The organism is Agromyces sp. NDB4Y10, from assembly GCF_001620055.1.
Lineage (GTDB): Bacteria > Actinomycetota > Actinomycetes > Actinomycetales > Microbacteriaceae > Agromyces > Agromyces indicus.
In genome coordinates this window covers 42,858-64,465 of record NZ_LQGY01000039.1, presented here as the reverse complement: position 1 = coordinate 64,465, position 21,608 = coordinate 42,858, and the positions used below count along the sequence as shown (strand labels likewise).

General features: G+C 71.7%; 22 protein-coding genes and 1 tRNA gene. 11 read left to right on the top strand and 12 right to left on the bottom strand.

Going from position 1 to position 21,608, the window contains the following annotated elements; all coding sequences use genetic code 11:
- The 4 genes from AVP42_RS10420 to AVP42_RS10405 form a co-directional block, all read left to right on the top strand.
- On the top strand, window positions 1–572 hold a 572-nt coding region (locus tag AVP42_RS10420; RefSeq protein ID WP_231878604.1), incomplete at its 5' end, for an anti-sigma factor.
- Between the two features lie 141 nt (window positions 573–713).
- A complete protein-coding gene (locus AVP42_RS10415; RefSeq protein WP_067948756.1) occupies window positions 714–1,763 on the top strand; it encodes an LLM class F420-dependent oxidoreductase in 1,050 nt (349 codons plus the stop codon).
- A 310-nt stretch (window positions 1,764–2,073) separates the two neighbouring features.
- The gene (locus AVP42_RS16435; protein ID WP_067948754.1) at window positions 2,074–2,517 is read left to right on the top strand and encodes an SRPBCC family protein; all 444 of its coding nucleotides are present in this window, start codon (window positions 2,074–2,076) and stop codon (window positions 2,515–2,517) included.
- On the top strand, window positions 2,514–3,986 hold the full coding sequence (locus AVP42_RS10405; RefSeq protein ID WP_067948752.1) for an NAD(P)/FAD-dependent oxidoreductase: 1,473 nt from the start codon (window positions 2,514–2,516) through the stop codon (window positions 3,984–3,986). The genes AVP42_RS16435 and AVP42_RS10405 overlap by 4 nt, the downstream gene beginning before the upstream one ends.
- A 6-nt stretch (window positions 3,987–3,992) precedes the next feature.
- On the opposite strand, the gene AVP42_RS10400 is transcribed toward AVP42_RS10405, so the two are convergent.
- A complete protein-coding gene (locus AVP42_RS10400) occupies window positions 3,993–4,688 on the bottom strand; it encodes an arsenate reductase ArsC (RefSeq protein ID WP_082847162.1) in 696 nt (231 codons plus the stop codon).
- 235 nt (window positions 4,689–4,923) lie between these two features.
- A tRNA-Lys gene (locus AVP42_RS10395) sits at window positions 4,924–4,998 on the bottom strand.
- Between the two features lie 3 nt (window positions 4,999–5,001).
- Between AVP42_RS10395 and AVP42_RS16430 the strand changes: the two genes are divergently transcribed.
- The 3 genes from AVP42_RS16430 (at window position 5,002) to AVP42_RS10380 (ending at window position 7,359) form a co-directional block, all read left to right on the top strand.
- On the top strand, window positions 5,002–5,505 hold the full coding sequence (locus tag AVP42_RS16430; RefSeq protein ID WP_157356794.1) for a hypothetical protein: 504 nt from the start codon (window positions 5,002–5,004) through the stop codon (window positions 5,503–5,505).
- A 57-nt stretch (window positions 5,506–5,562) separates the two neighbouring features.
- The gene (locus AVP42_RS10385) at window positions 5,563–6,201 is read left to right on the top strand and encodes a DNA-directed RNA polymerase subunit beta (protein ID WP_067948748.1); all 639 of its coding nucleotides are present in this window, start codon (window positions 5,563–5,565) and stop codon (window positions 6,199–6,201) included.
- Between the two features lie 270 nt (window positions 6,202–6,471).
- Window positions 6,472–7,359: an aminodeoxychorismate lyase gene (locus AVP42_RS10380; RefSeq protein WP_067948746.1), complete on the top strand. Its 888-nt coding sequence runs from the start codon at window positions 6,472–6,474 to the stop codon at window positions 7,357–7,359.
- Window positions 7,360–7,415: 56 nt separating this feature from the next.
- On the opposite strand, the gene pstB is transcribed toward AVP42_RS10380, so the two are convergent.
- The 8 genes from pstB to AVP42_RS10340 form a co-directional block, all read right to left on the bottom strand.
- Complete coding sequence (gene pstB, locus AVP42_RS10375; protein ID WP_067948744.1) at window positions 7,416–8,195, bottom strand: phosphate ABC transporter ATP-binding protein PstB; 780 nt, start codon at window positions 8,193–8,195, stop codon at window positions 7,416–7,418.
- 26 nt (window positions 8,196–8,221) lie between these two features.
- Entirely contained in the window at window positions 8,222–9,316 is a 1,095-nt protein-coding gene (gene pstA / locus AVP42_RS10370) for a phosphate ABC transporter permease PstA (protein WP_067948742.1), read from the bottom strand.
- Window positions 9,316–10,254, bottom strand: coding sequence for a phosphate ABC transporter permease subunit PstC (pstC, locus tag AVP42_RS10365; RefSeq protein ID WP_067948740.1), 939 nt, complete (start codon window positions 10,252–10,254; stop codon window positions 9,316–9,318). The genes pstA and pstC overlap by 1 nt, the downstream gene beginning before the upstream one ends.
- Before the next feature lie 86 nt (window positions 10,255–10,340).
- Window positions 10,341–11,438, bottom strand: coding sequence for a phosphate ABC transporter substrate-binding protein PstS (locus AVP42_RS10360; protein ID WP_369798139.1), 1,098 nt, complete (start codon window positions 11,436–11,438; stop codon window positions 10,341–10,343).
- A 150-nt stretch (window positions 11,439–11,588) separates the two neighbouring features.
- A complete protein-coding gene (locus AVP42_RS10355) occupies window positions 11,589–12,674 on the bottom strand; it encodes a phosphate ABC transporter substrate-binding protein PstS (protein WP_067948738.1) in 1,086 nt (361 codons plus the stop codon).
- Window positions 12,675–12,845: 171 nt separating this feature from the next.
- On the bottom strand, window positions 12,846–13,790 hold the full coding sequence (locus AVP42_RS10350) for an NUDIX hydrolase (protein WP_067948736.1): 945 nt from the start codon (window positions 13,788–13,790) through the stop codon (window positions 12,846–12,848).
- Window positions 13,787–15,985, bottom strand: coding sequence for an RNA degradosome polyphosphate kinase (locus tag AVP42_RS10345; RefSeq protein WP_067948734.1), 2,199 nt, complete (start codon window positions 15,983–15,985; stop codon window positions 13,787–13,789). The genes AVP42_RS10350 and AVP42_RS10345 overlap by 4 nt, the downstream gene beginning before the upstream one ends.
- Window positions 15,986–16,030: 45 nt before the next feature.
- On the bottom strand, window positions 16,031–16,720 hold the full coding sequence (locus tag AVP42_RS10340) for a response regulator transcription factor (RefSeq protein WP_067948732.1): 690 nt from the start codon (window positions 16,718–16,720) through the stop codon (window positions 16,031–16,033).
- A gap of 73 nt (window positions 16,721–16,793) precedes the next feature.
- Between AVP42_RS10340 and AVP42_RS10335 the strand changes: the two genes are divergently transcribed.
- The 3 genes from AVP42_RS10335 (at window position 16,794) to AVP42_RS10325 (ending at window position 19,035) form a co-directional block, all read left to right on the top strand.
- Window positions 16,794–17,141, top strand: a complete 348-nt coding sequence (locus AVP42_RS10335; RefSeq protein WP_067948730.1) for a hypothetical protein — start codon at window positions 16,794–16,796, stop codon at window positions 17,139–17,141.
- Window positions 17,142–17,281: 140 nt separating this feature from the next.
- Window positions 17,282–17,890: an FABP family protein gene (locus tag AVP42_RS10330; protein WP_067948728.1), complete on the top strand. Its 609-nt coding sequence runs from the start codon at window positions 17,282–17,284 to the stop codon at window positions 17,888–17,890.
- Entirely contained in the window at window positions 17,890–19,035 is a 1,146-nt protein-coding gene (locus AVP42_RS10325) for a folate-binding protein YgfZ (protein ID WP_067948726.1), read from the top strand. Before AVP42_RS10330 ends, AVP42_RS10325 begins: the two co-directional genes overlap by 1 nt.
- Before the next feature lie 39 nt (window positions 19,036–19,074).
- Here AVP42_RS10325 and AVP42_RS10320 read toward each other — a convergent pair whose 3' ends face one another.
- Entirely contained in the window at window positions 19,075–19,902 is an 828-nt protein-coding gene (locus tag AVP42_RS10320) for a class I SAM-dependent methyltransferase (protein ID WP_067948724.1), read from the bottom strand.
- A 109-nt stretch (window positions 19,903–20,011) separates the two neighbouring features.
- Here AVP42_RS10320 and AVP42_RS10315 point away from each other — a divergent pair, with 109 nt between their 5' ends.
- Complete coding sequence (locus AVP42_RS10315; protein ID WP_067948722.1) at window positions 20,012–20,758, top strand: phosphoglyceromutase; 747 nt, start codon at window positions 20,012–20,014, stop codon at window positions 20,756–20,758.
- A gap of 85 nt (window positions 20,759–20,843) precedes the next feature.
- On the opposite strand, the gene phoU is transcribed toward AVP42_RS10315, so the two are convergent.
- Window positions 20,844–21,497 (bottom strand): phosphate signaling complex protein PhoU, encoded by a 654-nt coding sequence (phoU, locus tag AVP42_RS10310; RefSeq protein ID WP_067948720.1) that lies wholly within the window; start codon window positions 21,495–21,497, stop codon window positions 20,844–20,846.
- Window positions 21,498–21,608: the final 111 nt, after the last annotated feature.

Genomic DNA, 21,608 nt, shown 5'->3' with positions numbered 1-21,608 from the left:
CGCCGCCGGCGACGCCGCTCGCGCCCGTGGGACCCGCCCCCGTCGCCACGCCCGCCGATGCCATGGCACCGGTCGGTGCCGGACCGGCCGAGCGGGCCGCTCGGCGCCGCTGGTTCCAGCGGCCCGCGGCACTCGTCGCGTCCGCCGCGGCGGCCGTGCTCCTCATCGCCGGTGCCGTCGTCGGCCTCAACTGGACCGGTACCGCCGGCTGGGGCGCCCAGCGCGAGGTCCAGGCCATCGCCGCGGCCGACGACGCGCAGACCGCCACGGTCGAACTCGCCAGCGGCGGAGAGGTCACCCTCGTCTGGTCCGAGCAGCTCGGGCGATCCGCCATCCGCGCCGAGCGCCTGCCCGAGCCCGGCGACGAGCGCACGTACGAGCTCTGGTACATCGACGCCTCGGGCGAGCAGCCCGCCGCGACGCCCGCCGGGCTCTTCGATCCGGACCGCGGGGCCGCGTACGTCGTGCTCGACGGCGAGTTCGAGCCCGGACTGCTCGTGGGCATCACCGTCGAACCGGCCGGCGGCTCCGAGTCCCCGACGACCGAACCGATCGTCGCCTTCGAGACCTGAGACTCGGATGCCGCGGCGGCCCTCGGGGGATCGGGGGCGCCGCGACATCCGTTCGCCGTCGGCTAGGGTCGTGGTGGCCCGCCGCGCGCCCCCACGCCGTGTGCCGGCCCGCCCGAACCCCACGACGACGAGGAGTGACGCATGCGCGTCGGCATGTTCCTGAACTACGCCGGAGGATTCCGCGAGGTCGCCGACGAGGTGACCGAGCTCGAGGCGGCGGGCGTCGACCTCGTCGCCGTGCCCGAGGCGTACTCGTTCGACGCGGTCAGCCAGCTCGGCTTCCTCGCCGCGCGCACCTCCCGCATGACGCTCATGAGCGGCATCCTGCAGCTCTACACCCGCACGCCCACGCTCACGGCGATGACGGCCGCCGGCCTCGACTACGTGTCGGACGGGCGCTTCGAGCTCGGCATCGGCGCCTCGGGCCCGCAGGTCATCGAGGGCTTCCACGGCGTGAAGTACGACGCGCCGCTCGGCCGCACCCGCGAGATCATCGACGTGTGCCGGATGACCTGGCGGCGCGAGCCCGTCGTGCACACCGGACGCCACTACCGCATCCCGCTGCCCGAGGGCGAGGGCACCGGCCTCGGCAAGCCGTTGAAGCTCATCAACCATCCGGTGCGCGAGCGCATCCCGATCACGGTCGCCTCGCTCGGTGCGAAGTCCGTCGCGCAGACCGCCGAGATCGCCGACGGCTGGCTGCCCATGTTCTTCCACCCCGAGCGGGCGCGCGACGTCTGGGGCGACGCGCTCGACGCGGGCCTGGCGAAGCGGGCACCCGAACTCGGCCCGCTCGACGTGTTCGCGAGCCCGGCCCTGGCGATCACCGACCGAGCGGATGCCGCGGCCGCCGCCATCGCGGCCGTGAAGCCCAACCTGGCCCTGTACGTGGGCGGCATGGGCGCGCGCGGCAAGAACTTCTACAACGACCTGATCGCGAGCTACGGCTACGCGGACGAGGCGGCGAACATCCAGGACCTCTACCTCGAGGGCCGCCGCGAGGAGGCGATCGCCGCGGTCCCCGACGACCTCGTCCGCGCGATCTCGCTGATCGGCTCGCCCGCCGAGGTCGCCGAGCGGGTGGCGGCCTTCGCCGCCGCGGGCGTGACGACGCTCACCGTCACGCCGCTCGCCCGGGACTCCGCCGAGCGGGTGGCGCTCATGGGCGCGTTCCGGCGTATCGTCGGCTGACATCCGCGGGGCTCGGCGGCACGTCGCGCCGGCATTGTTCCACGATCGTCGCCTCAGTCCACCCCCAGTTCAGGGGTGTGTCATCACGCCGGGTCGGACGCGTACGCTCGGTGCACCGCAGCTCAGGTTGCGGCAGGGGAAACCATGGGGGTGGGGCTGCCGTGGCGGGGCGACGAGGCCGATGCGGCCGCGACCCCGCCAGGCGGTGCCCCGGTTCGCGGCATCCGTCGAGGGGTTGCCTTCGACCGGTGGCGCGCCCGTAGCATCGGAACAGGCCGTGCGCGGGTGCGTGGCGGCCGGGGGAGGACCGATGGCCCACAACGTCCGGCGGCTGGCATGCCCGCCCGAGGCCGTGTTCGAGGTGCTGGCCGAGGGCTGGCTCTATCCGGTCTGGGTCGTGGGCGCCATGCGCATGCGCGATGTCGACCGCCGATGGCCGAGTCCGGGCGCGCGCCTGCACCACTCGGTGGGCATCTGGCCCATCTACCTCGACGACGTCACCGAGTCGCGCGAGTGGGATCCGCCGCGGCGTGCGGTGTTCCGCGCGAAGGGATGGCCGATCGGCGAGGCCGTCGTCGCCATCGAGGCGAAGCCGGCCGACGGGGGTTGCCTCGTGCGCATCTACGAGGAGGCCGCCGAGGGGCCGGCGAGGTTCCTCCCGTCGGTGATCCGGCAGCCCGCCATCCGCCTGCGCAACGTGGAGACGCTCCGTCGCCTGGCCTACCTCGCCGAGGGTCGCTGGGAGGGCAAGTGACCGACGCCGTCGACGCGATCGTCGTCGGGGCGGGCCCCAACGGGCTCGCCGCGGCCGTCACGCTCGCTCGCGCCGGACTGTCCGTCCGCGTCTACGAGGCGGCACCGACCCCCGGCGGCGGCGCCCGGACCGAGGAACTGACGCTGCCGGGCTACCTCCACGACGTGTGCTCGGCGGTGCACCCGATGGCGCTCGCCTCGCCGTTCTTCCGCGGCTTCGAACTCGAGCGCCGCATCGAGCTGCGCCTCCCGCCCATCTCGTACGGTCACCCGCTCGACGGGGGCCGCGCCGGCCTCGCGTGGCGCGACCTCGAGCGCACCGCCGAGGGGCTGGGGCGCGACGGCGCCGCATACGCCGGGCTCCTGCGCGGGCTGGCCGCGCACGACGATGCGCTCATGGACCTCATCGGCTCCTCGCTCGTACGCGTGCCGCGGCATCCGCTCGTCGGACTGCGCTTCGGGCTGGCCGTGCTCGAGCAGGGATCGTGGGCCTGGAACGCCCGGTTCCGCGAGGAGGTCGCCCCCGCCATGCTCGCCGGCGTCGCCGCGCACGCGATCCGACCCATGCCCTCGCCGGCGACCGCCGGTGCGGGGCTGGTGCTCACGGCGCTCGCCCACGCCCGCGGCTGGCCGATCCCCGTGGGCGGCAGCGGCGCGATCGTCGGCGCCATGGTCGACGACCTGCGGGCGCACGGCGGCGAGGTGGTGACGGATGCCGCGATCGACGACCTCGCGGCCCTGCCCGCAGCACGGGCCGTGGTCCTCGACGTCACCCCGCGCGCGCTCGACCGCATCGCCGGGGATCGCCTTCCCGACCGGTACCGGAGGGCGCTGCGGGGCTTCCGCTACGGCAACGCCGCCGCGAAGGTGGACTTCGCGCTCGCCGGGCCGGTGCCCTGGGCGAACCCGGCGCTCGCCGAGGCGGGCACCGTGCACGTCGGCGGCACCCGCGCCGAGATCGCCGCGGGGGAGCGCGAGGTCGCCCGCGGGCGGCATCCGGCATCGCCCTACGTGCTCGTCTCGCAGCCGTCGATCGTCGACCCGACCAGGGCGCCGGACGGGCGGCACACGCTGTGGACGTACACGCACGTCCCCGCCGGCTCGACCGTCGACCCCACCGAGGCCGTCGTGCGGCAGATCGAACGGTTCGCGCCCGGCTTCCGCGACGTGATCCTCACGTCCTCCGCGCGGTCGGCGGTGGACCTCGAGGCCGACAACCCGAACTACGTCGGCGGCGACATCGCCTCCGGCGCGCCGTCGCTCATGCAGCTCGTCCGCCGCCCGGTGATCTCACCCGACCCGTGGCGCACGCCGCTCTCGGGCGTGTACCTCGCGTCGTCCTCGACGCCGCCGGGGCCGGGTGTGCACGGCCTGGCTGGCTGGAACGCGGCACGGAGCGCGCTGCAGCACGAGTTCGGGGTCCTGTCGCCGCCCGACCTCGCACCGGAGGACCGGCCCGCGCGCGGCTGACCGCCCTCAGACCGTCGGCAGGATCTCGGCGAGCAGCCGTTCGACGTGGGCGCGGATCTCGTCGCGGACGCGGCGGACGCCGTCGGCGTCGAGCCCCGCCGGATCCTCGAGTCGCCAGTCGAGGTACCGCTTGCCGGGGTAGACGGGGCAGGCGTCGCCGCAGCCCATCGTGACCACCGCGTCGGCGGCGCGCACGACGTCGTCGGTGAGCGGCTTCGGGAATTCCTCGCCGAGGTCGAGCCCGACCTCGCGCATGGCGTCGACGACGGAGGGCAGCACCGCCTCCCCGGGCTGCGACCCGGCGGATCGGACGTGCACCCGCCCGCTGCCGAGCTCGCGCATGAGCGCGGCGGCCATTTGCGAACGCCCCGAGTTCTGCACGCAGACGAACAGCACCTCGGGCACCGGCTTCGGGATGACGCCCTTCGACTGCGCGAGCGCGGTCAGGCGCTCGTTCGCGAACCGGTACGCGAGGCTCGGGAGGTGCGCGTCCACGCGGGCGGTCCGCTTCAGCGCGGCGTACGACTCGAAGACGACGCGCTCGGCCGTCTCGGCGCTCACGATGCCGTCGTAGTGCGAGGCGAGCCGCTCAGCGCTGCGCTGCAGCACCTCGTACGGGTCGTCGAGGGCTCGCAGCCCGCTCCGGTCGGCGGATGACGCGGCCGCGCGGTCGCGCGCGTCGCCCAGGTCGGCCTCGGTCATGGCACCTCGTTTCGTCTCGCTCTCTTCAACCATAGACCGCGGTCTATGGATTGATCGCCGGGCGGGCGAGACTTCACCGAACGTTCACGTGCGATGGACGCGGCAGGCGCACGGAGGGGCTCCGTGCCGTTCGGTCGGCGGGCGCGGAGTCGCGAGCAGCGTGTCGGCGGCTGGCCGTACGTTCAGGCCACCGATCCGCAGGCAGAGCACCTCCGGAGCAGCAGGGGGCGTTGAGTGGTGCCCCCGGGGAATTCCGACATCCCGACCCGCTGATTAAAAGTCAGCTGCTCTGCCTCTGAGCTACGGGGGCAAGGTGACGCAGACGAAGCAATGCGGCAGATGCAAGCAGTCTAGGCCACTGGTCGAATACAACCGACGAACGGCCTCGCAGGACGGCCTGCAGTCCTTGTGCCGCGACTGCAACCGGGCGAATGCCCGCGCCTACTATTCGCTCCATCGGGAGAGCCAGCTACGGCGCATCGTCGCTGGAAAGGAATCACGTCGATCCAGAGCACTCGAGTGGATCGGTCGGCATCTCCTGACGCATCCGTGCGTGGATTGCGGAGAAACCGACATCCGCGTGTTGGACTTCGATCACCGGAGTGGCGTCGAGAAGCAGGACGGAGTGATGCGGCTCGCACAAGGTGGGCACGCGATCTCGACGATCGCCGCCGAGATCGCCAAGTGCGACGTTCGCTGCCGTAACTGCCATGCCATCGTCACCTACGAACGGCTCGGCAGGAACTGGCGTTCGACCGTTCGGCTCCAGTCGATGGCGGAGGTCGATGCCTTCCTCTCGGCGGAGGACGGGAGCTGATTCCGCGGAGCGCGGAATCGGCACGGCTCGCAGGTCGCGGCGGTATCGTGGCCCGCGATGACCGCAGATTTCCACCGTCCCACGCGCTTTCCGCCGCGCATGTTCGAGGGTTACCTCGGCGCGGAGGATCCCGCGCAGGTGAGCCGAGTCGCCCACGACACCGCGGCGGCGGTGCTGTCGCGCGTGCGCGCCGACCCCGATCCCGAGATCGTGTCGCGGCTGGTGTCGTACACCGATGAGCATGGCATCGACGCGATCGCCGAGCTGTGGTCGCAGGCTTCGCCCAAGAGCCTTCCGGGCGCGCTGTGGCGCATCTACCTGCTGCGCACGATGATCCGGCAGGATGCCGCGGGCGTGAGCCTCGCCTTCCAGCGCGGCACCGAGGTGTCGCGCACCATCGACCAGGTCGTGGCCGGCGCCCCCACCCCGGCCGGTCCCGCGGAGATGCGCGAGCTGGCCGACGTGATCCTTCGCGGCGTGTTCTCCGGCGACTTCGCCGCGGCCCTGGAACGCGCCTCGGCGTTCGGGCGCGTGGCCGCCACCGGCTTCACGAGCCTCGCCGACGACGCGGATGCCGCGGACGCCGTGCACCCCGATCGTCCCGGCATCCTCACGCGCCGAGCGCTGCGCCTGTCGTCCCTCGCCGAGGAGCTCACCGCCTGCGCGCGGCTCTGGCGGCACGACAGCCTCGACTGAGCAGCGGCGCAGGCTAGCACGGTCGAGTCCGACACGCCCGACCCGCACCGGGATCGGGCGTGCGGAATAGTCCTCGGGGGCCCCTCGTTTACACTTGTCGTGGCCGGTCGCAGTAACCCCGGGCTCCAAATCTCGCCGCTTCGAGCGGCCTCGCGCCGAGAGGCGTTCTGCGGCCGGCCACTTCCATGCCCGCGGGCCCACCACGGCGCCGCGACGGCCGTGCGACCGCGGCCACGGCCGCGACGACGGCCACCGGCGTAGCATCGGAGGATGGCCGACACCGTCACGTTCCTGGTCGATCCGCTGCCGACCGACGCCTCGCCACAGTTCCTCGAGTCGTCGTTCCGCGAGGTCGAACCGGGCGCCGGCGCCCTGGCCGTGAACGACCTCGCCCCGCACCGCGGCGACGGCGTGTTCGAGACCCTCGCGATCATCGACGGTCACCCGCAGGAGGTCGAACCGCACCTCGCCCGACTGGTGAACTCGGCGCGGCTCTGCGAGCTGCCGGAGCCGAACCTCGACCAGTGGCGCCTCATCATCACCCGCGCGGCCGAGCGCGTGCCGGCCCAGGGCGAATTCGCCCTGAAGCTGGCGCTCAGCCGCGGGATCGAGCCGGGCCCGAAGCCGACCGGATGGGTGCACGTGACGCCCGGCGTCGACTTCACGGCGGCGCGCCAGCGCGGCATCCGCGTCGTCACCCTCGACCGCGGCGTCGCGCACGGCGTCGGCGAGCGCGCCCCGTGGCTGCTGCTCGGCGCGAAGACGCTGAGCTACGCGGGCAACATGGCCGCGCTGCGCGAGGCCAAGCGGCGCGGCGCCGACGACGCGATCTACATCTCCTCGGACGGGTACGTGCTCGAGGGACCCACCTCGAGCGTGATCGTGCGGATGGGCGACCGGTTCGTCACGCCGCCCCCCGCAGCCGGCATCCTGCACGGCACCACCCAGCGCAGCGTCTTCGCGCACCTCGAGGCGATCGGGCGCACCGCCGAGTACCGCGACCTCACCGTCGACGACCTGCGGGCAGCGGATGCCGCGTGGCTCGTGTCGAGCGTGCGCATGGCCGCGCCCATCGTGGAGCTCGACGGCGCGACAGTGCCCCTCGACGCCGAGACCACGGCCGCGCTGAACGCCTACCTGCTCTCGCCGCGCGACTGACGGCGACGGCCCGCCCCCGGGATCGGGGACGGGCCGTCGGTGGAGCGCGGTCGGGATCAGCCGAAGCGGCCCGACACGTAGTCCTCGGTCGCCTTCTGCGACGGGTTCGAGAAGATCGTCGTGGTGTCGTCGTACTCGATGAGCTTGCCGGGCTTGCCGGTGCCGGCGATGTTGAAGAACGCGGTCTTGTCGGACACGCGCGACGCCTGCTGCATGTTGTGGGTCACGATCACGATCGTGTACTCCTGCTTCAGCTCCTCGATGAGGTCCTCGATGGCGAGGGTCGAGATCGGGTCGAGTGCCGAGCAGGGCTCGTCCATCAGGATGACCTCGGGCGAGACCGCGATCGCGCGGGCGATGCAGAGGCGCTGCTGCTGGCCGCCCGAGAGGCCCGAGCCCGGGCGGTCGAGCCGGTCCTTGACCTCGTTCCAGAGGTTCGCGCCCATGAGCGACTTCTCGACCAGATCGTCGGCGTCGGACTTGGAGATGCGCTTGTTGTTGAGCTTCACGCCCGCGAGGACGTTCTCCTTGATCGACATCGTCGGGAACGGGTTCGGACGCTGGAAGACCATGCCGACCTGACGGCGGACGAGCACCGGGTCGACATCCGGGTCGTAGAGGTTGTTGCCGTCGATCAGCACCTCGCCCTCGACGCGCGCGCCGGGGATGACCTCGTGCATGCGGTTGAGGGTGCGGAGGAACGTGGACTTGCCGCAGCCGGACGGGCCGATGAAGGCCGTCACGCTGCGCGGCTCGATCTCGAGGGTGACGCCTTCGACGGCGAGGAACTTCGAGTAGTAGACGTTGAGGTCGCGGACCTCGATGCGCTTGGACACGGGTTTCCTTACTGGGGGGTCTGGGCTCAGCGCCCGAACTTGGGGGCGAAGAACCGCGCCACGAGGCGGGCGATCAGGTTCAGCGCCATGACGATGAGGATCAGGGTGAGCGCGGCCGCCCACGCACGGTCGAGATAGGCCGAGGCGGGCGTGCCCTGGTTGGCGTACTGGGTGTACACGAACACGGGGAGGGACTGCATGCGCCCCTCGGTCATGTCGTAGTTCATGCTGTTCGTGAAGCCGGCCGCGATGAGCAGCGGTGCCGTCTCGCCGATGACGCGGGCGATCGAGAGCATGATGCCGGTCGTGATGCCCGCGATCGACGTGGGGAGCACGACCTTCACGATCGTGAGCCACTTGGGCACGCCGAGCGCGTAGGCGGCCTCGCGGAGCTCGTTCGGCACGAGCCGCAGCATCTCCTCGCTCGAGCGGACGACGACGGGGATCATCAGCACCGCGAGCGCGACCGCCCCGGCGATGCCCGTTCGGGTGCCGGGACCCCAGAAGATCGCGAACAGCGCGTACGCGAACAGGCCCGCGACGATCGACGGGATGCCGGTCATCACGTCGACCAGGAAGGTGATGCCGCGCGCGAGTCGCCCGCGACCGTACTCGACCAGGTAGATCGAGGTCATCAGGCCGATGGGGATCGAGATGAGCGCCGCGGTGCCCGTCATCAGCAGCGTGCCGACGATCGCGTGCAGCGCACCGCCGCCCTCGCCGGTGACGCTGCGCATCGAGTACGTGAAGAACTCGGGGTCGAAGCGGGCGAGCCCGAAGGTCACGACCGTGATCGTGAGCGAGACGAGCGGGATCATCGCGAGCAGGAACGCGCCCGTCACCAGCGAGGTCACGAACCGGTCGGTGGACCGGCGCGATCCCTCGACGATGCGTGAGAGCACGGTGATCACGACGACGTAGATGAGTGCGGCGACGACGAGGGTGCCGACCCAGTTGAACTCGGCGCCGCTCAGCGCGATCACGCCGAACAGGCCCGCCGAGACCAGGAGGCTCGCCGCGAGGATCATCCACGGTGCGCCGTTGGGCAGCTTGCCGGCGGTCAGCGAGTTGCTGACGGGCGTCGCGACGCGGGGCTCCGGAGGGGTGAGCGTGGTGGTCATCAGTTCGCTCCCGAGAACTCGCTGCGGCGCGCCACGATCCAACGTGCGAGCGCGTTCACCGCGAAGGTGACGATGAAGAGGATGAGGCCGGTGGCGATCAGCACGTTGACGTTGATGCCGTAGGCCTCGGGGAAGCTCAGCGCGATGTTCGCGGCGATCGTCGACGGGTTGACCGACGTGAGCAGCTGGAAGGTGACGGCGCCGGTGGCCGAGAGGACCATGGCGACGGCCATCGTCTCGCCGAGCGCGCGGCCGAGGCCGAGGACGGCGGCGGAGATGATGCCGGGACGGCCGAAGGGCAGCACCGCGGTGCGGATCATCTCCCAGCGCGTGGCGCCGAGCGCGAGCGCGGCCTCCTCGTGCAGCACGGGGGTCTGCAGGAAGACCTCGCGGGAGATGGCCGTGATGATCGGGATGATCATGACGGCGAGGACGACGGCGGCGGTGAGGATCGTGCGGCCGGTGCCGGAGACGGGACCGGAGAAGAGCGGGAACCAGCCGAGGTTGTCGACCAGCCAGGTGTAGAGGGGCTGCACCGCCGGAGCGAGCACGCCGATGCCCCACAGTCCGAAGACGACCGAGGGCACTGCGGCGAGCAGGTCGACGATGTAGCCGAGCACCGAGGCGAGGCGCCGCGGGGCGTAGTGCGAGATGAAGAGCGCGATGCCGATGGAGACGGGCAGTGCGAGGAGGAGGGCGAGCGCCGCCGCCCAGATCGTGCCGAACACGAGCGGGCCGACGTACGCCCAGAAGTTCGTGTCGAGGATCGATGCGGTCTCGCCGGTCGCGAAGAGCGCGGGGACGCTCTGCACGATGAGGAAGGTCGCCACGGCCGCGAGCGTGACGAGGATCATCGACCCGGCGAAGACCGCGGAACGCGAGAAGACGCGGTCCCCCGGTCGCTGTTTCGCCCGGATCGGGGCGGGTGCGGTGCTCATCTGGCGAGTTCCTCTGGTCTGATTCGAAAACAGGGCTGTGCCCGGCCCCGGCTTCCGCGGAAGCGTCGGGGCCGGGCACGACCTTCTTACTGGATGGAGTCGATCGCCGCGACCGCCTGCTCACGCAGGGTGTCGGAGATCGGGGCCGAGCCGGCGTTCTCGGCGGCCACGTCCTGGCCCTCGGCGCTGGCGATGTACGAGAAGTACGCCTTCACCAGCTCGGCTGTGGCCGAGTCCTCGTACTGCTGGCACGCGATCGAGTACGCGACGAGGACGATCGGGTAGGCGGCCTCGTCCGGCGTGCGGTCGAGCTCGAGCGAGAGGTCGCCGTCCGGACGGCCCTCGACGAACGGCGAGACGTCGACGATGGCGGCGGCCGCCTCCGGCGAGTACTCGAGGAACTCGTCGCCGACCTGCACCGCGGCGGTGCCGAGGTCGCCGGCGCGCGACGCGTCGGCGTAGCCGATGGTGCCCGTGCCGTTGGTCACAGCGTCGACCACGCCGGACGTGCCCTGCGCGGCCTCGCCGCCCTCGAACGGCCAGACGCCGTCGGCCTCGTACGTCCACACCTCGGGAGCGGCCTGGGCGAGGTAGTCGGTGAAGTTCTCGGTCGTGCCCGAGTCATCGGAGCGGTGGACCGGGGTGATCGCCAGGTCGGGCAGCTCGACGCCCTCGTTCGTCGCGGCGATCGCCGGGTCGTTCCAGTTGGTGATCTGGCCCGCGAAGATGCCGGCGATGGTGGCCGGGTCGAGGTTCAGTGAGTCGATGCCGTCGAGGTTGAAGATGACGGCGATCGGCGAGATGTAGAGCGGGAGCTGGATGATCGTCGAGTCCGGCGCGCACGCGGCGAAGCCGCCGGCGGCGATCTCCTCGTCGTTGAACGCGCGGTCGGAGCCGGCGTAGCCGCTCGCGCCCTCGAGGAACGTGTCGCGCCCCGCGCCCGAACCGGACGGGTCGTAGTCGATGGTGACGTCGGGGTTGGCGTTCTGGAACTCCGCGATCCAGGCCTGCTGGGCGGCATCCATGGCGGACGAGCCGGCGCCGACGAGGTTGCCGGAGAGCGTCGACTCCGAGCCGGCGTCGCCGTTCTCGGTGGCGCCGCCCTCGTTCGCAGCACAGGAGCTGAGTGCGAGCGCCGCGGTCATGGCGATGACGGCGGGCGCGCCGAAACGCTTGAGGTTCACGTGATTCCCTTCCGGGGTTGGAATGCAGGGGGTGGGCCGGTGCCGACCCGCCTGCGACGCTAACCAGCGTGCGTGACGAGCGTCCCCCACGAGGGTGAACGGCAGGTGAACCGGGATCGACCGGCGGGGGAGCCGCAGCTGGGAGTCCGCCTACCGGATCGACTCGATCGCCTGCATGGCGCGGTCGCGCAGCGCATCCGAGATCGGCGCCGAGCCGGCGTCCTCGGCAGCGGCCTGCTGGCCCTCCTCGCTCGCGATGTAGGCGAGGTACTCCCGCACCACCTCGACGTTCTCGGGCGAGACGTACTCCTCGCAGGCGATGAGGTAGCTGACGAGCACGATCGGGTAGACGCCCGCCTGCTCGGTGGTGCGGTCGATGGCGATGGTGAGGTCGCCCTCGGCGCGGCCCTCCTCGAGCGGCGACGCGTCGACGATCGCCGCCGCGGCTTCGGGCGAGAAGGGCACGAACTCCTCGCCGACCTGCACGGCGACCGTGCCCAGGTCGCCGGCGCGCGACGCGTCGGCGTAGCCGATCGTGCCCACGCCCTTGCCGACGGTGTCGACGACGCCCGAGTTGCCCTGGGCGGCCTCGCCGCCGGCGAACGGCCACACGCCGTCGGCCTCCCACTCCCACACGTCTGGCGCGGCCGCGTTGAGGTACTCCGTGAAGTTCTCGGTGGTGCCGGAGTCGTCCGAGCGGTGCACGGCCGTGATGGGCAGGTCGGGCAGCTCCACGTCGGGGTTCGTCGCGGCGATGGCCGGGTCGCTCCAGTTCACGATGTCGCCGGCGAAGATGCCCGCGATGGTGGCGGCGTCGAGGTCGAGCGTGTCGATGCCGTCGAGCCGGAACACGACCGCGATGGGGGAGATGTAGAGCGGCAGCTGGATGACGGTGGAGTCCGGTGCGCAGCGGCCGAACCGGCCCTCGTCGAGCTCGTCGAGCGTGTAGGCGCGGTCGGATCCGGCGAAGTCGCTCGCACCCTCCATGAAGGTGTCGCGGCCGGCTCCGGACCCGGACGGGTCGTAGTCGACGGTCACGTGCGGGTGCGCCGTCTGGAAACCGGCGACCCAGGCCTGCTGCGCGGCGCCCTGGGCCGAGGATCCGGCGCCGATGACGTACCCGTCGAGGTTCGAACCGGTGTCGTCGAGGCCCATCTCGTTGACGGCGCACGAGGAGAGGAGGAGGGCGGTGGTCGCGGCGAGCGCGGCGGACGCGAGCAGGCGCGTGCGATTCACTGGGATCCTTCGGGTGGGGGACACGGGAGCGGGGATCGACCGGCGCGGCCGATTCCGACTCGCGATCGCGTGAACAGCGAAACCCACCTCGGTGAACGGAAGGTGAACAGCCGGTGCCGAGACCGGGTGGGGAAGCTGCGCATCCGCTGCATGTCGGTCGCGTCCGAAGGCTCAGGACTTCGGGGCGTGCGTCTCGATGGCGATGATGCCCGAGGAGGGGTTCGTGGCCGACAGGTGGACGACGCTGAACTCGCCGACGTCGATGCCCGCGGCATCCGTCACGTACGAGCCGAGCGGCGTCCCCGTCGCGAGGGCGATCTCCCGCATGATCTCCGGCAGGACCGGCCCGTGGCTGCAGACGACGGCGGTCTTGCCGACCCGCACGCGCTTGCCGATGACCCGCCGGACCTCGTCGTGCCCGGCCTCCCACGCGTCCTGGCTGATGCCGTCGTCGCGCTTGACCGTGATGCCGGATGCCGCGGAGAGCGGGGTCACGGTGGTCACGCAGCGCACGGCCGGGCTCGAGACGATCTTCTTCGGCCGCCACGCGGTCAGCGTGTCGGCGAGGGCGACCGCCTGCCGCACCCCGCGCTCGACGAGCGGACGCGTCGTGTCGGGGCCGTCCCACGAGCCGCGCGCCTGGGCCTTGCCGTGCCGGAGCACGATGAGCGCGAACGTCGACGTCACGCCCTGGTCGACGAGCTTCGCGAAGTTGTCGAGGATCTCGCGGTCGGGCTCGTAGGTGAGGTAGCTGCGGGCGCGCTTGATGGTCACCCACTCGAGCGCGGCGATCTCGGCGTTCGGGCGGAACGTCGAGCGCTGGACGGCCTTCTCGCTGACGCGGGCCGCCCAGTAGTGCACGATCTTCTCGCGCCCGCTCGGCAGCGCGTAGCGCGAGACGCCGAGCGGCACCCCGAGGGCGACCGACAGTCCGGTCTCCTCCGCGATCTCGCGGACGGCGGTGCGGGGGAGGGTCTCGCCGGGGTCGACCTTCCCCTTCGGGATGGTGACGTCGCCGTAGACGGTGCGGTGGACGACGAGCACGTGCACGCGCCCGTCGATGACGCGCCAGCACACCGCGCCGGCTGCGTAGACGGCGGTCGCGACGGGGCTCATCGTCGCTTCGCCGATCGTGCGCTCCGGACCACGCGCGACGTGCGCTGCGCGACGCGCTCGATGCGCAGGTGCTGCAGGTCGGCGAGGGGCCGGCCCTCGTCGTCGGTGGAGTGCCGGGTCCAGATGCCGTCGCCGTCGAGGTGCCACGAGCTCGTGCCGTCGTCCATGGCCTCGTCGAAGAGCTCGCCGATGTCGGCGACGTGGTCGGGGTCGGTGAGGCGGACCAGCGCCTCGACGCGGCGGTCGAGGTTGCGGTGCATCATGTCGGCCGAGCCGATGTAGACGATGGGGTCGCCGTCGTTGTGGAAGGTGAAGATGCGCGAGTGCTCGAGGTAACGGCCGAGGATGGAGCGCACCGTGATGTTCTCGCTCAGGCCGGGGATGCCCGGCCGCAGGCTGCAGATGCCGCGCACCCAGATCTCGACGGGCACGCCCGCGTTCGACGCCCGGTACAGCCCGTCGATGATCGCCTCGTCGACCATCGAGTTGACCTTGATGCGGATGCCGCTCGGCCGGCCGGCCTCGGCGTTGCGGATCTCCTGCGTGATGAGCTTGAGCAGACCCTTCCGCAGGTGCAGCGGCGCGACGAGCAGGCGCTTGAACTTCTTCTCGATGGCGTACCCGGAGAGCTCGTTGAACAGCCGCGTGAGGTCCTTGCCGACCTGGTCGTCGGCGGTGAGCAGGCCGAGGTCCTCGTAGATGCGGCTGGTCTTCGGGTTGTAGTTGCCGGTGCCGATATGGCTGTAGTGGACCAGCCGCCCCTTCTCCTGGCGGATGACGAGCGCGAGCTTGCAGTGCGTCTTCAGCCCGACGAGGCCGTACACGACATGGACGCCCGCCTTCTCGAGCTTGCGCGCCCACGAGATGTTCGCCTGCTCGTCGAAGCGGGCCTTGATCTCGACGAGCGCGAGCACCTGCTTGCCCGACTCGGCGGCGTCGATGAGCGCCTCGACGATGGGGCTGTCGCCCGAGGTGCGGTACAGGGTCTGCTTGATCGCGAGCACGTCGGGGTCGGCGGCGGCCTGCTCGAGGAAGGCCTGCACGCTCGTCGCGAAGGACTCGTACGGGTGGTGCAGGAGGATGTCCTTGCGGGCGACCGCGCCGAAGACGTCGGCTGGCAGGTTCGGCTCGGACCGCATCAGCTGCGCGTTGGTCGCGGGCACGTGCGTGGGGTAGTGCAGTTCCGGCCGGTCGATGCGTGCGAGGTCGAACAGGCCGCCGAGGTCGAGCGGGGCCGGGAGCCGGTACACCTCCTGCTCGGTCACGTCGAGCTCGCGGACGAGCAGGCCGAGCGTGACGTCGTCCATGTCGTTCGAGATCTCGAGGCGGATGGGCGGACCGAACCGGCGGCGAAGGAGCTCCTTCTCGAGCGCCTTGATGAGGTTCTCGGTCTCATCCTCCTCGATCTCGACGTCCTCGTTGCGGGTGACGCGGAACACGTGGTGGTCGAGGATCTCCATCCCGGGGAAGAGGTCCTCGAGATGGTTCGAGATGAGGTCCTCGAGGGCGATGTAGCGCGCATCCTCGACCGGCTCGTCGGGGTCGACCCGCACGAACCGGTGGAGCATCTGCGGCACCTTCACGCGGGCGAACTCGAGCCGGCCCGTCCGGCTGTTGCGCACGCGCACCGACAGGTTGAGCGAGAGCCCCGAGATGTAGGGGAAGGGGTGGGCCGGGTCGACGGCGAGCGGCATGAGCACCGGGAAGATCTGCGAGCTGAAGAACTCGTGGAGGTGCGCGTGCTCGGCCTCGTCGAGGTCCTCCCACGAGACGATGCGGATGCCGGCATCGGCCAGGGCGGGCTTGACGAGCTCCTGGTACGCGGCGGCGTGCCGCAGCTGCAGCTCGTGCGCCTTGCGGGAGATGTCGGTGAGCACCTCGTGCGGGGTGCGCCCCACGTTCGTCGGCACCGCGAGTCCCGTGTTGATGCGGCGCTTGAGGCCCGCGACGCGGACCATGAAGAACTCGTCGAGGTTCGTCGCGAAGATGGCCAGGAAGTTGGCCCGTTCGAGCACCGGCAGGCGCGGGTCCTCGGCGAGTTCGAGCACGCGCTGGTTGAACGCCAACCAGCTGAGCTCGCGGTCGAGGTAGCGCTCCGAGACGAGCTCAGGAGCGCCATCCGTGTCGAGCGGCTCGAAGTCGTCGTCGAAATCGCTCGAGGTGCGGTCTTCGTCGAGGGTGGTCTCGGCCGTCATCCCCACATCATGCCACCGGGGTGCGACCGGGTGGTGAAGCGGATGTCACCGGATGGTGACGTCGGCGTCGCGCTCGTCCTCCTCGTGCACGTTGAAGCGGTAGCCCACGTTGCGCACGGTGCCGATGAGGGAGTCGAGGTCGCCGAGCTTCGCGCGCAGCCGCCGCACGTGCACGTCGACCGTGCGCGTGCCGCCGAAGTAGTCGTAGCCCCACACCTCGCTGAGCAGCTGCTCGCGCGTGAACACGCGCGACGGATGCGCCGCGAGGAAGCGGAGCAGCTCGAACTCCTTGTAGGTGAGGTCGAGGGTGCGCCCGTGCACCTTCGCCGAGTAGCTGGCCTCGTCGATGACGACGCCGGAGGTCTGGATGCGCTCGGCCGGCTGGGATGCCTGCGCCCGGCCCACGGCGAGGCGGATGCGCGCGTCGATCTCGGCGGGGCCGGCGTGCTCGAGGATCACGTCGTCGACGCCCCAGTCCGGGGTGACCGCGGTGAGGCCGCCCTCGGTGACCACGAGCACGAGCGGCACCGAGAGCCCGGTGGTGCGGAGGATCTGCGCCAGCGCCTTGGCTCCCGCGAGGTTCGTGCGGGCGTCGAGGAAGACGAGATCGGACTCGGGTGCGCGCACGAGCTGGTCGGGTGACGCGGGGATCACGCGCACCCGATGGGTCAGGAGAGACAGGGCCGGGAGAACGTCATCGTTGGCTGCCGGCGTCAGGATCAGCAGCTGCGCCACGCACACCCTCCAGTAGTAAGGTGCGGTCAATACTACGGGACGCCCGAAGGGGCGCCACGGAACGAGGGACGGCATGGGCGACGCACACGGTCACACGGCACCGCCGGCCCCGGCATCGGCGCCGGCGTCGGCATGGGGGCGGTGGGCGATCCCCGTCGTGTGGGCGCTCGCCGCGGTGGGCTCGGTGCTCGTGGTCGCCGCCGCGTACTCCGGACGCCGCGTGTGGTTCGGCGACGACGCGCCGGGGGCGGTCTACGTGGCGCTCGGCATGGTGCTCGCGGCATCCGTCATCGCGTCGATGGCCCTGCAGCTCGCCTCGCGGGAGCCGCACGGATTCGTCGGACGGGTGAGCGCCTCGATCGCGGGCGCCGTCGTGGTCGTCGCCGTGGCCGCGCTCGCGCTGCTGCCGGTCGTGCTCTGAGCAGCGGGTAGACTCGCTGCATGGATTCGCTGCTCGCCCTCGAACTCTTCTTCATCGGCCTGCTCGGGCTCGCGAGCCTCGCCATCGCCTGGGTGAGCGGCGTGGTCGTCTTCCGGCTCTTCAAGGGGCAGCGCTAGGCCGTGATCGAACTCCCGGTCGACCTCCCCCCGGAGCTCGTTCCGCTCTCCTGGCTCATCGGGGTGTGGGAGGGTTCCGGCGTCATCGACTACAAGGTCGGCGACGAGTCGGTCACGCACGAGTTCGGGCAGCGCGTGAGCTTCAGCCACGACGGCCTGCCGTACCTCAACTACACCTCGTCCACGTGGCTCTTCCCGGGTGACGAGGGTGCGGAGCCCACGCCGATCGCCGCGGAGACCGGATACTGGCGGCTCGCCCGGCCGCTCGGCGAGGGCGACCCCGGCCCCGCGCTCCTGCCCGCGACCGGACCCTCCCGGTTCCCCGACGCCGAGGCCGTCGAGACGCTGCGCAACGCCGCCGGCGGGTTCGACCTCGAGGTCTCGGTCGTGCATCCCGGCGGGGTCAGCGAGCTGTACCTCGGGCAGGTCAAGGGCCCGCGCATCGACCTCGCGACCGACGCGGTGATGCGCGCCGCCGGCGCGAAGGAGTACGCGGCCGCCACACGCCTGTACGGCCTCGTCGAGAACCACCTGCTCTGGGCCTGGGACATCGCCGCCCTCGGGCAGGACCTCCGTACGCACGCCTCGGCGCGGCTGGCGAAGGTCGACTGATGACCGGCTCCCCGTTCCTCGCGCTCCCCGGTGCCGTGCCCGCCGAGGGCGTGGATGAGGGCGTCGCGGGTCACTACGGCAATCCCATGGTCGAGCAGCGCCGACTCGAGCAGGGGCGAGCGGTCGTCGATCTCTCGCACCGCGGCGTCGTGACCGTCACCGGCCCCGACCGTCTCTCCTGGCTGAACTCGATGGCGAGCCAGCGGCTCGACCACCTCCGCCCGGGCGAATCGGCCGAGGCGCTCTTCCTCGACGCCGCCGGCCACGTCGAGCACGCCGTGCACGTCGTCGACGACGGCGAGCGAACCTGGCTCGTCGCCGAGCGCGACGACGCGCCCGCGCTGGCGTCGTGGCTCGACCGCATGCGCTTCATGCTCCGCGTCGAGGTCGCCGACGTCTCCGCCGAGGTCGCGGTCGTCGGTGCGATGCCCGAGGGCGACGGGTTCCCGCTCGACCTGCCCGACGGCGCGCTGCGCTGGACCGATCCCTGGCGCCTCGAGCTCCCGGGCGGGCACCGCTACAGCGTCGACCCGGCGCATCCCGGCGCGTTCTGGCGGTACGTCGAGGTGATCGTGCCGCGCGCGTCGCTCGCGGGCCTCGCCGCGGCTGTCCGGTCGGGGGCCGCCGAACCGGCCGGGGTGCTCGCGCTCGAGGCGCTGCGCGTCGCCGCGTGGCGTCCCCGGTTCGCGACCGAGGTCGACGAGAAGACCCTGCCGCACGAGCTCGACTGGCTCCGCAGCGCGGTCGACCTGCACAAGGGCTGCTACCGCGGCCAGGAGACGGTGGCGAAGGTCGTGAACCTCGGCCGCCCGCCGCGTCGGCTCGTGATGCTGCACCTCGACGGCAGCGACACCGTCCTGCCGAAGGCCGGCGACGAGGTCGTCGGCGTCAAGGTCAGGCCCGAGCCCGCGCCCGGTGAGGAGCCCGAGCGCCGGGTCGTCGGCCACATCACCTCGGCCGCCATGCACCACGAACTCGGTCCGATCGCCCTCGCGGTGGTCAAGCGTGCGGTGCCCCCGCAGCTCGAGCTCATCGTCGAGAGCCATGGCATCGACGTGGCGGCCGCGCAGGTCGAGATCGTCCCGGCCGGCGCGGGGGCCGCGGTCGACGTGCCCCGCCTGCCGCGGCTCGGCGTCCGCCCCTGAGCCGGCACCCGGAGCTACCGGCATCCGACCTGCGGCCGTTCAGCGAGCGGATGCCGCCGCGCCCGGCGCGACCGCGTCCCACGCGAGCGTGAGCTCGCCGAGTCGCCAGCGGCGCACCCCGCCGAGCACGGGCCACCCCTCGTCGCGGAGTCCGCGCGCCACCGCGATCCACCGCTGCGAGGGGCCGTAGACGGACAGCGGCGCGTGGACCCGCCATCCGCGGTCGAGCGCGACGAGGAGGTCGTGCACGCGCTCACCGGGCACGTTCCGGTGGATGAGCGCCTTGGGCAGGCGCTCGGCGACCACGGACGGCGCGTCGAGGTCGCGCAGGCGCAGGCTGATCGTGAAGGTGCGCGGGCCGGCATCCGTCACCCCCGCCCACGCCGCGATGCGGCCGAGCTCGTCGCAGGTGCCCTCGACGAGCAGCCCGCCGCGCGCGAGCCGTTCGCGCATGCGCGCCCAGGCGCCGGTCACGTCGGACTCGTCGTACTGCCGCAGCACGTTGAACGCTCGGATCACGGCGGGGGAGCCGCCGCCGCGCACGGGCACCTCGAAGCCGCCGAGCCCGAAGGAGACCGGGAGGTCCGCGGCGAAGTGGGTGCGACCCGCCCGCACGTCGGCGAGCTGCGCCTCGGCGGTGCGCACGCGCCCGGGCTCGATCTCGAGGCCGAGCACGCGCACGTCGGGGCGCGTGCGTCGCAGCCGCGTCGCGAGCTCGAAGGCCGTGACGCCGCTCGCACCGAAGCCGAGGTCGACGACGAGCGGATCGGCCGCGCGGCGGAACTCCGGCTGGTCGGCGATCCATCGGTCGACGCGGCGGAGGCGGTTCGTGTTCGTCGTCCCCCGCGTGATGGATCCGACCGGCATGCTCCCAGTCTCGCAGGCGCGCCAAGGGCGTACCGCTCCGCTGCGCGGCATCCGTCACGCCGCGACCGCGGGAATGGGGGCGCCATGCCGCGCCGGTAGGCTGGGGCGCATGGTCTACACCCTCGTGCTGCTGCGCCACGGCCAGAGCGACTGGAACCAGAAGAACCTGTTCACCGGCTGGGTCGACGTGCGGCTCAGTGAACTCGGCAGCGCCGAGGCCCGCCGCGCCGGCGAGCTGCTCGTCGAGAAGGGCGTGCTGCCCGACGTGCTGCACACCTCGGTGCTCACGCGCGCCATCCAGACCGCGAACCTCGCCCTCGAGGAGGCCGACCGGCTCTGGATCGACGTCCGCCGGTCGTGGCGCCTCAACGAGCGCCACTACGGTGCGCTGCAGGGCCTCGACAAGGCCGAGACCCTCGAGAAGTACGGCCAGGACCAGTTCATGCTGTGGCGTCGCTCGTTCGACACCCCGCCGCCGCCCATCGACGACGACGGCGAGTGGTCGCAGGTCGGCGACCCCCGCTACGCGAGCCTCTCCGACGACGAGATGCCGCGCACCGAGTGCCTGAAGGACGTCATCGCGCGCATGCTCCCGTACTGGGAGACCGACATCATCCCCGACCTGAAGGACGGCAAGACGGTCCTCGTGACCGCGCACGGCAACTCGCTGCGGGCGCTCGTGAAGCACCTCGACGGCATCTCCGACGCCGACATCGCCGAGCTGAACATCCCCACGGGCATCCCGCTGGTCTACGAGCTCGGCGACGACTTCATGCCGACCAAGCCCGCCGAGTACCTCGACCCCGAGGCGGCGGCGGCCGGCGCCGCGGCGGTGGCCGCGCAGGGCAAGAAGTAGGGTCGACGCCCCGACACGAGCGAAGGGCCGAGCGGATGTCGCATCCGCTCGGCCCTTCGCCGTCGCGCCTCGCGGCGCGTGGTGGTCAGACGGGGTCCGGCACCCAGTCGCCCGTGGCGAGGTACTGGACCTTCTTGGCGATGGACACCGCGTGGTCGGCGAACCGCTCGTGGTACCGGCTGGCGAGCGTCGCGTCGACCGTGTCGACCGCCTCGCCCTTCCAGGTCTCGCCGAGGACCTTGTCGAACACCGAGAGGTGGAGGGCGTCGACCTTGTCGTCCTCGTTGCGGATCTCCTCGGCGAGGCGGACGTCCTCGTTGCGGAGCAGCTCGACGAGTCGCCGCGCGATCTCGACGTCGAGCGTGCCCATCTCGGCGAACGTGGGGCGCAGGCTCTTCGGCACGACCTTGTCGGGGAAGCGGTAGCGCGCGAGCTGCGAGATGTGCGTCGCCATATCGCCCATGCGCTCGAGCGACGCAGAGATGCGCAGCGCGCTCACGACGATGCGGAGGTCGCGCGCGACGGGCTGCTGGCGGGCGAGGATCGTGATGGCGAGCTCGTCGAGCGCCTGGGCTCGCTGGTCGATGAGGTGGTCGTCGGCGATGACCTCCTCGGCGAGGCTCACGTTCGACTCGTTGAAGGCGCGCGTGGCCTTCTCGATGGCCTCGGCGACGAGCGTCGCGATCTCGACCAGGCCGTCCTGGACCTCTCGCAGTTCCTGCTGGAACACCTCACGCATGTAATTCGACCCCTTCGGTCTCGGCTCGCGCGTCGGGCACGCGCGAGCAGCCGGCAGCCGGCCGACCCGCGACATCCTCCCCGGTGCAGGTGAACGGCAGGTGCCGCGTTC

Bases quoted from the DNA above. Each gene is read 5' to 3' on its own strand.
- AVP42_RS10335 (WP_067948730.1), top strand. From the start codon at position 16,794: ATGGGCGACGCACACGGTCACACGGCACCGCCGGCCCCGGCATCGGCG.
- AVP42_RS10320 (WP_067948724.1), bottom strand. From the start codon at position 19,902: ATGCCGGTCGGATCCATCACGCGGGGGACGACGAACACGAACCGCCTC.
- AVP42_RS16435 (WP_067948754.1), top strand. From the start codon at position 2,074: ATGGCCCACAACGTCCGGCGGCTGGCATGCCCGCCCGAGGCCGTGTTC.
- AVP42_RS10345 (WP_067948734.1), bottom strand. From the start codon at position 15,985: ATGACGGCCGAGACCACCCTCGACGAAGACCGCACCTCGAGCGATTTC.
- AVP42_RS10400 (WP_082847162.1), bottom strand. From the start codon at position 4,688: ATGACCGAGGCCGACCTGGGCGACGCGCGCGACCGCGCGGCCGCGTCA.
- AVP42_RS10380 (WP_067948746.1), top strand. From the start codon at position 6,472: ATGGCCGACACCGTCACGTTCCTGGTCGATCCGCTGCCGACCGACGCC.
- AVP42_RS10325 (WP_067948726.1), top strand. From the start codon at position 17,890: ATGACCGGCTCCCCGTTCCTCGCGCTCCCCGGTGCCGTGCCCGCCGAG.
- AVP42_RS10350 (WP_067948736.1), bottom strand. From the start codon at position 13,790: ATGAGCCCCGTCGCGACCGCCGTCTACGCAGCCGGCGCGGTGTGCTGG.
- phoU (WP_067948720.1), bottom strand. From the start codon at position 21,497: ATGCGTGAGGTGTTCCAGCAGGAACTGCGAGAGGTCCAGGACGGCCTG.
- AVP42_RS10315 (WP_067948722.1), top strand. From the start codon at position 20,012: ATGGTCTACACCCTCGTGCTGCTGCGCCACGGCCAGAGCGACTGGAAC.
- pstA (WP_067948742.1), bottom strand. From the start codon at position 9,316: ATGACCACCACGCTCACCCCTCCGGAGCCCCGCGTCGCGACGCCCGTC.
- AVP42_RS10415 (WP_067948756.1), top strand. From the start codon at position 714: ATGCGCGTCGGCATGTTCCTGAACTACGCCGGAGGATTCCGCGAGGTC.
- AVP42_RS10385 (WP_067948748.1), top strand. From the start codon at position 5,563: ATGACCGCAGATTTCCACCGTCCCACGCGCTTTCCGCCGCGCATGTTC.
- pstC (WP_067948740.1), bottom strand. From the start codon at position 10,254: ATGAGCACCGCACCCGCCCCGATCCGGGCGAAACAGCGACCGGGGGAC.